This is a genomic window from Listeria grandensis, assembly GCF_014322885.1.
Lineage (GTDB): Bacteria > Bacillota > Bacilli > Lactobacillales > Listeriaceae > Listeria_A > Listeria_A grandensis.
Genome location: NZ_JAASUG010000002.1, coordinates 108,059 through 121,082, shown reverse-complemented (window position 1 = coordinate 121,082; position 13,024 = coordinate 108,059). Strand labels below are relative to the sequence as shown.

Genomic DNA, 13,024 nt, shown 5'->3' with positions numbered 1-13,024 from the left:
GTTTGTGAGAGTTACTTGCTGATTACATGCTATCTTCGTCCTAATGTATAAAGGAGACTCTAACTCAGCCAAATAAGTTTCCTACAAAAGCTTCTCGACAAGAAGGGGGCATTTCCTTGTAAGGAGGTGCCTCTCTCCTTTCTGGCACGCGAAATTTTAAAAAAAGTGGATCGTCTCACCAATTTCTAATCTAGACTGAGCAAGTTATAGTACATAATTTCTGTTATTTTTGTTATTATAGGTATAGACGTGCCGACTCTTGGTAATTCTATTGGAGGAAAGAACATGTTTAAGAAGATATTTCGTCAAGATGAGAATACGATAAATAGTGAAATTTCAGCGGAGCTTCCTTTGCCGGCTCACGTGGCGATTATTATGGATGGTAATGGCAGGTGGGCGAAAAAACGTTTTTTACCTCGGGTTGCTGGGCATCGTGAAGGAATGCAAGTCGTCAAGCGGATGACCCGTTATGCGAACTCGCTTGGAATTGATATTTTAACGCTTTATGCTTTTTCTACGGAGAATTGGAAGCGACCGAACGATGAGGTTGATTTCCTGATGAAGTTGCCAGGTGAGTTTTTTGATACGTTTATTCCAGAGTTGATGGAAGAGAACGTGCGTGTAAATGTGATGGGGTACAAAGAAGAGTTGCCAAAGCACACGCTGGATGCTGTAGAACGCGCGATTGAGGCAACGAAGGATAATACAGGACTTGTTCTTAATTTTGCGCTAAACTATGGTTCACGGGCTGAGATTGTGACGGCGACTCAAGTTGCGATGCGTGAATTGTTGGACGCTGGACTTACTGCTGAGGATTTGACGGAGGAGCGTTTGACGAAGTACTTGATGAGTGCAGGGCTTGCGGATCCAGATTTACTCATTCGCACAAGTGGTGAATTGCGACTTAGTAATTTTATGCTGTGGCAGTTGGCATACAGCGAGTTTTATTTTACAGAGACGCACTGGCCAGATTTTTCGGAAGATGATTTCAAGCAAGCAGTTGTGGAGTACCAGAATCGTTCGAGACGTTTCGGGGGCTTATAGGGGGATATATTGTGAAAACGAGAATTATTACAGCAATTGTTGGTCTAGCGGTGTTCTTGCCGTTTGTGATCTACGGGAAATTGCCATTTGAACTGCTGAGTATGTTACTCGCGGCGATCGCATTATACGAAATATTAGTGATGACAAAGCAAAGTTTGTTTTCAGTAAACGGTATTATCACACTTGTGTTGACGCTCTCGATTGCAGCGCCGACACGTTTTTTAGAATGGCTGGAAGAATACAGTATTAGACAAATGGAGATTACCTTTGTATGTATGGCGCTACTGCTTTCTTACACGGTATTTTCAAAAAATCGCTATCATTTTGATCAAGTAGGAATTGGAATTCTGGCGGCGTTTTATACGGGGTTTGGCTTTCATTATTTGGCGGAGACGCGAAATGAAGGGCTCGAATATGTTATTTTTGCGCTTCTGATTGTTTGGGTGACCGATACAATGGCTTACTTTGTGGGACGTGCGCTTGGGAAGCATAAATTGGCGCCAAACGTCAGTCCAAATAAAACTGTAGAAGGATTTGTTGGCGGTATTGTATTTGCTGTTTTAATCGCTGGCGGGTATTATTTATATATAGGGCTAGACGGAAATCCGATCGTTATTGCGTTACTGGTCGTGATACTATCCATCTTTGGTCAGCTGGGAGATTTAGTGGAATCCGCGTTAAAACGTTATTATGGCGTAAAGGATTCTGGGAAATTACTTCCCGGTCATGGCGGGGTATTAGATCGATTTGATAATTTGTTATTTGTGTTACCACTTCTTTTGCCATTACTACATATACTTCAAATTTTATAAAATAGAGGTGTACTGATGAGAAAAATTAATTTACTAGGCGCAACGGGTTCGGTTGGAAGCCAAACGCTTGCGATTGTGAAAGAACACCCTGAATTATTTCAAGTTGCCGCGCTTTCGTTCGGACGGAATATGAAACTAGGAATGCAGGTTATTCGAGAGTTTAAACCGGAAATTGTTTCGGTAGAGCATCGTCGTGATTATGAAAAATTAAAACTAGAATTCCCAACTATTAAAGTATACTATGGTGCGCAAGGGTTGCAAGAAGTTGCGACATATAGTCATGGCGATATTTTAATTAATGCTGTGATGGGAAGTGTGGGCTTACAACCAACGCTTGATGCGATTGCAGCGGGGAAAGAAATTGCGATTGCAAATAAAGAAACACTTGTGACAGCGGGACATTTAGTCATGCGTGCCGCGAAAGAAAAAGGTGTTCGTTTAGTTCCTATTGATAGCGAACATTCTGCGATTTTTCAATGCTTGCAAGGTGAGAATCCCGCGAATATTGATAAGTTGATTGTGACGGCTTCTGGCGGAAGCTTCCGTGATAAGACGCGCGAACAGCTGAAAAATGTGACAGTTGCGGAAGCTTTAGCACATCCTAATTGGTCGATGGGGAACAAGATTACAATCGATTCAGCAACGATGTTCAATAAAGGATTGGAAGTTATCGAGGCACATTGGTTGTTTGACATCGCGTATGATCAAATTGAAGTGGTCGTTCACCGTGAAAGTGTGATCCATTCGATGGTAGCGTTTAAAGATGGTAGTCATATTGCCCAGCTCGGTTTGCCGGATATGCGCGTCCCGATTCAATATGCCCTCACATACCCTGAGCGAGCGAGTGTTTCATTCCAAAAACCGTTTGATATTACAGAATTCGGCACACTTCATTTTGATAAAATGGACTTTCATCGTTTTCCAGCATTGAAATTGGCGTACACTGCTGGTAAAATAGGTGGAACGATGCCTTCCGTTTTAAATGCGGCAAATGAGATCGCTGTGGCTGGCTTTTTAAATGGGCAGGTAGCTTTTCAAGACATCGAGGCGCTCGTTGAAAATGCAATGAATCGCCATGAAGTAACACCCAACCCTGATTTGGAGACAATTTTCCAAGTAGATCAGGAAACACGTGCATACGTGAAGACACTTTTATAGAGGTGAAACAATGACAACCATTATTGCGTTTATATTTGTTTTTGGCTTAATCGTTTTCTTTCATGAACTCGGACATTTCTTATTTGCTAAAAGATCTGGCATTTTAGTTCGTGATTTTTCGATCGGTTTTGGTCCAAAAATATTTGCTTACCGCAAGAAAGAAACACAGTATACATTAAGACTTCTCCCCATCGGTGGCTACGTGCGTATGGCGGGCGAGGATGGCGAAGTAGTTGAGCTTAAACCGGGTTACCGCGTTGGCTTAATTTTAAATGATGATGAAGTCGTTACCAAAATTATCATCAATGGAAAAGATCAATATCAAGATGTGCAACCTCTGGAAGTATCGGGGAGTGACCTTGAAAAAGAACTTTTCATCGAAGGTTATGAAGAATATGATGAGGATAAAATTGTTCGCTATAAAGTCGCGAGTGATGCGATCGTTGTCGATGGCAAAATAGAAACGATCATTGCACCGTATGATCGTGTGTTCCAATCCAAATCACTCGGCAAACGTGCGATGACTATTTTTGCGGGACCGTTATTCAACTTTATCTTAGCTATTATTATTTTTACAATTCTTGCTTTTGTTTCGGGGAGTGTTCCTTCGAACGATCCTGAAATCGGACAGGTTATGGATAATGGCGCGGCGCAACAGGCTGGGCTGAAACAAGGCGATGAGGTGAAGTCTATCAATGGTAAGGCAGTAGACTCATGGCAAGATATTTATTCAACGGTGGAGAAGAGCCCAAATAAAGAATTGGACTTCAAAATCGAGCGCGATGGCAAAACACAAGATATTGATGTGACGCCAAAAGCCGAAAAAGCACAAGATGGCACAAGCGTTGGAAAAATTGGTGTAGCGCAACCAGGTTCAGATTCCTTCTTGACGAAGATAACGTATGGCTTTACGCAAACGTGGTTCTGGATCACACAAATCGGACATGTACTAGGACAAATGGTGACAGGGGACTTCTCGCTGAATATGCTAAATGGTCCGGTGGGAATTTATACTTCGACACAAGAAGTAGTGAGCTATGGCTTCTTGACGTTGCTTAATTGGACGGCAGTTCTAAGTATTAACTTAGGAATCGTGAATTTATTACCATTACCAGCATTAGACGGCGGACGTTTGTTGTTCTTCCTCTACGAATTAATTCGTGGAAAACCAATCGATCCGAAAAAAGAAGGCATGGTGCATTTCATTGGCTTTGCACTGCTGATGGTATTGATGCTACTTGTGACATGGAACGATATCCAACGAGCCTTTTTCTAAAAAATAGGGGGAAATCTGAGGGCATGATTGTCTTTTAGATTTTAAAGATAAAAAAATAGGGGTGTTAAAGATGCGTCAAACATTGAGTTTTATTCCAACATTAAAAGAAGTGCCTGCTGATGCAGAGGTAAAAAGTCATCAGTTATTATTGCGCGCAGGTTTTATCCGACAAACAGCAAGTGGCATTTACAGCTATTTACCACTCGCTAAACTAACGTTACAAAAAATCGAGACGATCATTCGTGAGGAGTTAAATCGAATCGATGCGGTTGAATTATTACTACCAGCATTACAACCCGCAGAGCTTTGGCAAGAGTCTGGTCGTTGGGAAGATTATGGTTCGGAATTAATGCGCTTAAAGGATCGCAATGCGCGTGATTTTGCATTGGGGCCAACACATGAAGAAGTTATTACATCATTACTACGCGATGAGGTGAAATCATATAAACGCTTGCCTTTAACGATGTATCAAATTCAAACGAAGTTCCGTGATGAATTGCGTCCTCGTTTTGGATTATTGCGTGGTCGTGAATTCATTATGAAGGATGCCTATTCCTTCCATGCAACAGAAGCAAGTCTGGATGCAACTTACGATAAGATGTACCAAGCTTATTCGAACATTTTCACACGTTGTGGTCTAGATTTCCGCGCGGTTATTGCGGATTCGGGTTCCATCGGTGGAAACGAGACGAAAGAATTTATCGTGTTATCTGATATTGGAGAAGATACAATTGCTTACAGTGATGCTTCGGATTATGCAGCCAACGTTGAAATGGCACCAGTTATGCACATGGAGAAGAAATCGCATGAAGAAGCCGGTGAGCTTACGAAAGTAGAAACACCAGATCAGAAATCGATTGCCGATATTGTGTCATTTTTCGATATGCCAATGGAGAAAACAATCAAATCGATGCTTTATGTGCTTGATGAAGAAGAAATTATCATGGTTCTCGTTCGCGGGGATCATGAAGTGAACGATATTAAAATTAAAAATGCACTATCGGCTACAACAGTGGAGCTCGCAACGAATGAGCAAGCAATCGAATTACTCGGTTCAGGCTTTGGTTCACTTGGTCCTATCGGTGTACCAGAACATGTGCGTATTTTTGCTGATAACGATGTGCAAGATATTGTGAACGCAGCAATTGGCGCCAATGAAGAAGGGTACCATATCATTAATGCACAACCAAAACGCGATTTCAATGTGCATACGTATTTCGATTTGCGCTTAATTAAAGAAGGTGACCTTTCACCGGATGGACATGGCGTAATTAAATTTGCAGAAGGAATTGAAGTAGGCCATATCTTTAAACTGGGTACGAAATACAGTGAGGCGATGGACGCTACGTTCCTAGATGAAAATGGGCGCAGCAATCCGTTTATTATGGGCTGTTATGGTATTGGTGTTTCACGTTTGCTCTCAGCTATTGCAGAGCAGCAAGCAGATGAAAACGGTCTTGTTTGGGATCGTAGCATCAGTCCGCTTGACCTTCATTTGATTCCAGTAAATATGAAGAGTGAAGAGCAAGTATCATTTGCAGAAGAACTGTATGCGTCCTTGCAAGAAATGGGCTATTCTGTTTTGTTAGATGATCGCACAGAGCGCGCAGGCGTGAAATTTGCGGATGCAGATCTCATCGGTTTGCCAATGCGTGTTACGGTTGGTAAGAAGGCTGCTGAGGGGATCGTTGAAGTGAAAATTCGTAAAACAGGCGAGATGATCGAAGTTCGTAAGGAAGAGCTGATGAACACATTGCCAATCCTTTTAGGTGAGAATGCTTAATGTTTTAGCTAACCAATCAGATGAATCGGCGGCAAACGTTCATTTTCATCTGATTGTGTAAGTTATAAGTGTAGAAATAAGTGAAGAGAAGAGCCGTCTTACGAGTGAAATACAGTCAGGTGTTGTATTTCAAACTGGGAAGACGCTTTTTTTGTTAAGAAGTTTGAAACGAAAAGGAGTTGTCGGGAGTTGTCTATTACAGATGCAGAGAAACAAGAGCGATTCCAAATTTTGTTACAGCAAATTGGATTAGGAAATGATGCCGTATTTCAAGATTTTACGAAAGATGGGAAAATCGAGAAGTTGGTTGTAGATAAAGCGAATAAAATCTGGGAATTTCACTTGGATGTCGCACAAATTTTGCCGTTTGAGTTGTTTCAAATGATGCGAGTTGGGATGAACCAAGCGTTTGCTCAGATTGCGCAGACGACAATGCGGATTCATGCACGAGACGAGACAGTGACGGAACGATTAGTAGACGATTATTGGAACGATACCATTACACCGTTTGCCAAGCAGTCACCGATGATTGGACAGTTACTCATTGAACAGAAGCCAACCTTTGTGGCACCGAATTTCATGGAGGTTCGTGTACATAATGAGATGGAGCAGACGACGATTGCACAACGTTTTCAGCCAGCGATTGCTGAGAGCTTGCGTGAGAAAGGTTTTCCAAATATGATGTTGCGCACGAATTTGCTAGAGCAGTCAGAAACGGAGCATTACAAGGCTTTTGTGGAAGCGAAGGAAAAAGAGGATCAGGCGAAGGCGCTTGAGGCAGTGCAAGTGATGCAAAAACGGGCGGAGCAACAGGCGAATGGTGAAGGCGGCGGTGGACAGGCACCATCTGGACCATTCCAAATTGGCTATAAAATTAAAGATGATGAGGAACGCAAGCCTCTTGGAGATATTCATGACGAGGAACGCCGGATCACGGTAGAAGGCTATGTTTTCGCATCAGAAATTCGTGAGTTGCGCAGTGGTCGCAGTTTGTTGCAATTCAAGATCACGGATTACACAAGCTCGATTATTATAAAAATGTTCTCGCGTGATAACGACGATGCCGCGATGTTCCAGAATATGAAAAAAGGGATGTGGGTACGCGTTCGCGGAAGCGTTCAGATGGATACATTTGTCCGTGATCTGATCATGATGGCGCAAGATGTGAATGAAATTGCCGGTGTGAAACGCCTAGATACGGCGGAGGAAAAGCGGGTGGAGCTTCATGTGCATACACCGATGAGCCAAATGGATGCGACGTCTTCTGTGGCAGATCTCGTGAAACAGGCGGCAGATTGGGGGCATCCAGCAATCGCGATTACAGATCATGCGGTGGCACAGTCCTTCCCAGAAGCTTACGGTGCTGGAAAGAAAAACGGTGTCAAAATTTTGTACGGAATCGAAGCGAACCTGATCGATGACGGCGTCCCAATTGCTTACAATGAACGCCATACAGCGCTGAAAGACGCAACGTATGTTGTATTTGACGTGGAGACTACCGGTTTATCAGCGGTTTACGATACAATCATCGAGCTTGCAGGCGTCAAAATGAAAGATGGCGAAATCATTGATAAATTCGAAGCCTTTATTGATCCAGGTCACCCATTATCGGCAACAACGATCAACCTGACAGGAATTACAGATGACATGGTGAAAGGCTCCGATCCGATTGAAGTCGTATTAAAGAATTTCAAAGCATTTTCAGCGGATGCGATTCTGATTGCACACAATGCCTCATTTGATATGGGCTTCATCAACACGGCTTACGGAAAAGTAGGTATTGAAAAAGCAGAGAACTCGGTTATTGATACGTTAGAATTGGCACGTTTCCTCTATCCACATTTTAAAAATCACCGCCTAAATACACTGACCAAAAAATTCAATATCATTTTAGAACAGCATCACCGAGCGATCTTTGATGCAGAGGCGACAGCTTATCTTGGGTGGAAATTGATTAAAGATGCAAAGGAAATGCGCGATATCGATTTTCATGATCAACTCAATAATTTCAGAGGAGAGGGAGACGCATATAAACGCGCCCGTCCGTTCCATGCCACCATTTACGCAAAAACAGATGTCGGTCTAAAAAATCTATTCAAGCTTGTATCTATGTCACAAATCAATTATTTCTTCCGTGTTCCAAGAATTCCGAGATCTGAACTGAATAAATTGCGTGAAGGTCTAATTATTGGTTCTGCATGTAATCAGGGTGAAATTTTCGAAGCGATGATGCAAAAAGGAATGGAAGAAGCTGAGCGTATTGCTACGTTTTACGATTTCATCGAAGTACAGCCAAAACCAGTTTATGCGCCACTCATTGAACGCGAATTAGTTCGTGATGAGAAGGCGCTCGAAGAAATTATCGGTAACCTGGTCAAAGTCGGTGAAAAAATCGGTAAACCTGTTGTCGCAACTGGAAATGTGCATTATTTGAACCCCAATGACAAAATCTATCGTAAAATTTTAATTCACTCGCAAGGTGGCGCCAATCCGCTTAATCGTGCGACGCTTCCAGATGTACACTTCCGTTCCACAGATGAGATGCTCGCCGAATTTGCCTTTTTAGGAGAAGAGAAAGCGAAGGAGATCGTTGTGACGAACTCGAATCTCATTGCCGACTGGATGGAAAATTTGAAGCCGATCAAAGACGATTTGTATACGCCGAAAATTGAGGGCGCAGAAGATGAAGTGCGCAATATGAGTTACACGATGGCGCGCAGTATTTATGGCGATGAACTGCCAGAAATTGTCGAAGCTCGCCTAGAAAAAGAACTGAAAAGTATTATCGGGCATGGTTTTGCCGTTATTTACTTGATTTCGCACAAACTCGTGAAAAAATCGCTGAATGAAGGATACCTCGTAGGTTCCCGTGGATCGGTCGGCTCGTCGCTCGTCGCCACCATGACGGAAATTACGGAAGTAAACCCATTGCCGCCGCATTACGTGTGTTCTAACTGTAAGCATTCCGAGTTTTTCGATGATGGTTCGGTTGGCTCCGGTTTCGACTTACCAGATAAGGAGTGCCCAGAATGTGGTACGGCATTTACGAAAGAAGGGCAAGATATTCCTTTTGAGACGTTCCTAGGCTTTAAAGGGGATAAAGTGCCAGATATCGATTTGAACTTTTCTGGGGAATATCAACCGGTAGCCCATGCCTATACAAAAGAGCTGTTTGGTGAGGATTATGTGTACCGTGCTGGGACGATCGGTACGGTCGCTGAGAAGACGGCATTTGGCTATGTGCGGAACTATGAGCGTGATATGAACATGACGATACGTGGGGCAGAGGTCGATCGTCTCGTGCAAGGTTGTACGGGTGTGAAGCGAACGACTGGTCAACATCCTGGGGGAATTATTGTTATCCCAGATTACATGGATGTCTATGATTTTTCGCCGATTCAGTTCCCAGCGGATGCGACGGATTCCGAATGGAAAACGACCCACTTTGATTTCCACTCCATTCATGATAACGTGCTGAAACTCGATATACTGGGGCACGATGACCCGACCGCGATTCGGATGCTCCAAGACCTAAGCGGTATCGATCCGAAAACGATTCCGACGGATGACAAAGAAGTGATGAAATTATTTGGCTCGACAGAATCACTTGGTGTCAAACCAGCGGATATTGATTCAAAAACAGGAACGCTCGGTATCCCTGAATTCGGAACGCGTTTCGTCCGACAAATGCTTGAGCAAACCAAACCAACGACATTCTCCGAGCTTGTGCAAATTTCAGGATTATCTCACGGAACCGATGTATGGCTTGGGAACGCAGAAGAGCTCATCAAAAATGACATCTGTTCGCTCGCTGAAGTTATCGGTTGTCGGGATGACATCATGGTTTTCTTGATTTACCAAGGACTCGATAGTTCCCTTGCCTTCCAGATCATGGAGTCGGTGCGTAAAGGGAAGGGGCTTACGGAAGATATGGAAGCCGCGATGATCGAGAATAAAGTGCCAAATTGGTACATCGATTCGTGTAAAAAAATCAAATATATGTTCCCGAAAGCCCATGCTGCGGCCTATGTGCTTATGGCTGTAAGGATTGCCTACTTCAAAGTCCACCATCCACTGTTTTTCTACGCAACGTACTTTACCGTACGTGCTGATGATTTTGACTTAACTGCGATGGTGAACGGGAAAGAAGCCACGAAAGCCAAGATGCAAGAAATTAACGCAAAAGGCTTAGAAGCTTCGACAAAAGAGAAGAACTTGTTGACCGTTCTTGAAATTGCTAACGAGATGCTAGCACGCGGGTTCTCCTTCCAGAAAGTAGACCTGTATAAATCAAGCGCGGATGAGTTTATTATCGACGGTGATCAGTTAATTCCACCGTTTAACGCGATTCCAAGTCTTGGTACCAACGTCGCAAAATCGATTGTAGAGGCCCGCGCAGACGGCGAGTTCCTATCAAAAGAAGACTTGCAACAACGCGGAAAAGTATCCAAAACAATCATTCAATACATGGATGATCAAGGGTGCTTGGACGGTTTGCCAGATCAAAATCAGCTGTCCTTATTCTAGCGATATTGGCTCTATACAAGGCGATGCAAGATCTAACGTTTGCGATTGCGAAATGTTTGTGTTATAGTTAATAATGAAATTACGATAACTCAACCAAGAGTGGGCCGATGCCCACTCTTTCATTTTGCAACTTTGCAGGGTTAGATTGTCGTAAACCACTGGCAATTCTAGCTTTGTCAGATATGCAGAAGGAGGCTAAAATGAGTAAAGTTCTTGAACAAGTCGAAGAAATCGTGTTGCCCATCGCGACCGAACTTCAACTAGAACTGGTCGATTTAGCGTTTGAAAAAGAAGGAAAGCACTGGTATTTACGGGTATTTTTAGATAAAGAAGGCGGCATTGATATTGACGAATGCGCCTTGGTTAGCGAGAAACTGAGTGAAATCTTGGACAAAAACGACCCGATTACGCAAAATTACTTTCTGGAAGTATCATCACCAGGCGCTGAACGACCATTAAAAAAGGAAGCAGATTTTGAAGCAGCTGTGGATAAATGGGTCTATATCACAAGTTACGAACCAATCGCGGACCGTAAAATGTGGGAAGGTACATTGACAAACTATGATGGCACAACGCTCACTGTCGAAATTTTGGACAAGACACGCAAAATTGTTTGTGAAATTCCAAAGGACAAAGTGGCAAAAGCAAGACTAGCAATTAAATTTTAAAGCAGTAATTTAAAGGAGCTGAAAAAAGAATGAGCTCAGAATTATTAGATGCTCTTCATGTGTTAGAACATGATAAAGGAATTTCACGTGACGTGATTATTGAGGCAATTGAGGCGGCGCTTGTGTCTGCTTACAAACGTAATTTCAATCAAGCACAAAATGTACGAGTAGATTTAAACCTAGATAAAGGTTCGATGCACGTGTTAGCGCGCAAAGATGTGGTCGATCAAGTATTTGATTCACGTCTTGAGATATCGGTGGAAGAAGCACATAAGATCAACCCTGCTTTTAAAGTTGGCGATGTTGTGGAGCTGGAAGTAACACCAAAAGACTTCGGTCGAATTGCAGCGCAAACGGCGAAGCAAGTCGTGACGCAACGTGTTCGTGAAGCAGAACGAGGCATCATTTACGATGAATTTATCGATCGTGAAGATGATATTATGACGGGCATTGTAGAACGCCAAGATTCTCGTTTTATCTACGTTAATCTGGGTAAAATCGAAGCGATTCTTTCTCAAAATGAGCAAATGCCAAATGAGACATACCGCGCACACGACCGTATTAAAGTGTATTTGACAAAAGTTGAGAAAACAACAAAAGGGCCACAAATTTACGTATCACGCACACATCCAGGTCTATTAAAACGACTCTTTGAAATGGAAGTTCCGGAAATCTATGAAGGCATCGTAGAAATTAAATCTGTTGCTCGTGAAGCGGGTGACCGCTCGAAAATCTCTGTATATACAGAAAACCCAGAAGTTGATCCAGTTGGGGCATGCGTTGGGCCAAAAGGTGCCCGTGTGCAAGCCATCGTCAATGAACTAAAAGGCGAAAAAATCGATATTGTAGAATGGTCTGCTGATCCGTTTACATTCGTAGCAAACGCGCTTAGCCCATCCAAAGTATTGGACGTTATCGTGAATGCGGCCGAGCAAGCAACAACGGTTATCGTTCCTGATTACCAACTTTCCTTAGCAATTGGTAAAAAAGGTCAAAATGCACGACTTGCTGCCAAGCTAACTGGTTGGAAAATCGACATTAAAAGTGAAACAGTAGCAACAGAAGCTGGTATTTATCCACGTCCAGATGGCCCAGTCATTGAGCGTGTCGATATCGATATGGCAGATGAGGTTGCAGAAGACGAAGAATAAAAGGAGTGACCAACGCGAATGCGTAACAAAAAAATTCCCTTAAGAAAATGTATTGTAACCGGTGAACGCAAACCAAAAGGCGAACTTTTACGTATTGCCTACTCCAAAGACGGTGTACTTACGATAGATCCTAGTGGAAAAGCGCCTGGTCGTGGCTTTTATATCATCATTGACAGCAAGGTTGCTGAAAAAGCCAAAAAGAAGAATAGTATTTTTCAACAGATGAAAATGGCAGAACAAGACGGTTTTTACGATCAATTAATTGCATACGTAAAGACGATTGAAGGAGCAAATCATGGATCATAACAAAGCTTATTCCTTGCTTGGAATCGCTTATAGCGCTCGCAAACTCGTGACTGGCGAAGAGCTAGTTTTGAAAGAAGTGAGACGTCAAAAAGCACGTCTAGTCATCATTTCAGAAGATATATCAGAAAAAACCGAGAAAACAATCCGTAACAAATGCCAGTATTACGATGTCCAGCTTGTGAAAGCCGGCACCCGTGAACAGCTAGGCGGTGCGATCGGCAAAGATGCAAGGGCCATTATTGCAGTAATGGATAAAGGATTTGCGGCAAAATTAACGGAATTACTCGGGTGAAATCTTA

At 42.9% G+C, this 13,024-nt stretch carries 10 protein-coding genes; all 10 read left to right on the top strand.

The annotated features are described in order from the left end of the window. Positions 1 to 285 precede the first annotated feature (285 nt). The 10 genes from HCJ54_RS03220 to HCJ54_RS03175 all read left to right on the top strand — a co-directional run bounded on the left by HCJ54_RS03220 (position 286) and on the right by HCJ54_RS03175 (position 13,017). Positions 286 to 1,044 carry an undecaprenyl pyrophosphate synthase gene (locus HCJ54_RS03220; protein ID WP_187136625.1) on the top strand — a complete coding sequence of 253 codons (759 nt, stop codon included), beginning with the start codon at positions 286 to 288 and terminating at the stop codon, positions 1,042 to 1,044. Positions 1,045 to 1,055: 11 nt separating this feature from the next. Continuing rightward, entirely contained in the window at positions 1,056 to 1,856 is an 801-nt protein-coding gene (locus HCJ54_RS03215) for a phosphatidate cytidylyltransferase (protein ID WP_187136624.1), read from the top strand. A 15-nt stretch (positions 1,857 to 1,871) separates the two neighbouring features. Next, complete coding sequence (locus HCJ54_RS03210; protein ID WP_187136623.1) at positions 1,872 to 3,014, top strand: 1-deoxy-D-xylulose-5-phosphate reductoisomerase; 1,143 nt, start codon at positions 1,872 to 1,874, stop codon at positions 3,012 to 3,014. Positions 3,015 to 3,024: 10 nt separating this feature from the next. Beyond that, complete coding sequence (gene rseP, locus HCJ54_RS03205; RefSeq protein ID WP_036064912.1) at positions 3,025 to 4,290, top strand: RIP metalloprotease RseP; 1,266 nt, start codon at positions 3,025 to 3,027, stop codon at positions 4,288 to 4,290. 70 nt (positions 4,291 to 4,360) lie between these two features. Then, positions 4,361 to 6,073, top strand: coding sequence for a proline--tRNA ligase (locus HCJ54_RS03200; RefSeq protein WP_187136622.1), 1,713 nt, complete (start codon positions 4,361 to 4,363; stop codon positions 6,071 to 6,073). 189 nt (positions 6,074 to 6,262) lie between these two features. Continuing rightward, positions 6,263 to 10,600 carry a PolC-type DNA polymerase III gene (locus tag HCJ54_RS03195; RefSeq protein ID WP_187136621.1) on the top strand — a complete coding sequence of 1,446 codons (4,338 nt, stop codon included), beginning with the start codon at positions 6,263 to 6,265 and terminating at the stop codon, positions 10,598 to 10,600. Between the two features lie 200 nt (positions 10,601 to 10,800). Further along, the gene (gene rimP / locus HCJ54_RS03190) at positions 10,801 to 11,268 is read left to right on the top strand and encodes a ribosome maturation factor RimP (RefSeq protein ID WP_185408728.1); all 468 of its coding nucleotides are present in this window, start codon (positions 10,801 to 10,803) and stop codon (positions 11,266 to 11,268) included. Positions 11,269 to 11,297: 29 nt separating this feature from the next. After that, complete coding sequence (nusA, locus tag HCJ54_RS03185; protein WP_036064919.1) at positions 11,298 to 12,419, top strand: transcription termination factor NusA; 1,122 nt, start codon at positions 11,298 to 11,300, stop codon at positions 12,417 to 12,419. 18 nt (positions 12,420 to 12,437) lie between these two features. Beyond that, complete coding sequence (rnpM, locus tag HCJ54_RS03180) at positions 12,438 to 12,725, top strand: RNase P modulator RnpM (protein ID WP_187136620.1); 288 nt, start codon at positions 12,438 to 12,440, stop codon at positions 12,723 to 12,725. Continuing rightward, positions 12,715 to 13,017, top strand: a complete 303-nt coding sequence (locus tag HCJ54_RS03175; RefSeq protein WP_036064923.1) for a YlxQ family RNA-binding protein — start codon at positions 12,715 to 12,717, stop codon at positions 13,015 to 13,017. Before rnpM ends, HCJ54_RS03175 begins: the two co-directional genes overlap by 11 nt. The last annotated feature ends 7 nt before the right edge of the window (positions 13,018 to 13,024 follow it).

Coding starts and splice junctions, on each gene's coding strand:
- HCJ54_RS03220 (WP_187136625.1), top strand. CDS start 286: ATGTTTAAGAAGATATTTCGTCAAGATGAGAATACGATAAATAGTGAA.
- HCJ54_RS03210 (WP_187136623.1), top strand. CDS start 1,872: ATGAGAAAAATTAATTTACTAGGCGCAACGGGTTCGGTTGGAAGCCAA.
- rseP (WP_036064912.1), top strand. CDS start 3,025: ATGACAACCATTATTGCGTTTATATTTGTTTTTGGCTTAATCGTTTTC.
- HCJ54_RS03200 (WP_187136622.1), top strand. CDS start 4,361: ATGCGTCAAACATTGAGTTTTATTCCAACATTAAAAGAAGTGCCTGCT.
- rimP (WP_185408728.1), top strand. CDS start 10,801: ATGAGTAAAGTTCTTGAACAAGTCGAAGAAATCGTGTTGCCCATCGCG.
- nusA (WP_036064919.1), top strand. CDS start 11,298: ATGAGCTCAGAATTATTAGATGCTCTTCATGTGTTAGAACATGATAAA.
- rnpM (WP_187136620.1), top strand. CDS start 12,438: ATGCGTAACAAAAAAATTCCCTTAAGAAAATGTATTGTAACCGGTGAA.
- HCJ54_RS03175 (WP_036064923.1), top strand. CDS start 12,715: ATGGATCATAACAAAGCTTATTCCTTGCTTGGAATCGCTTATAGCGCT.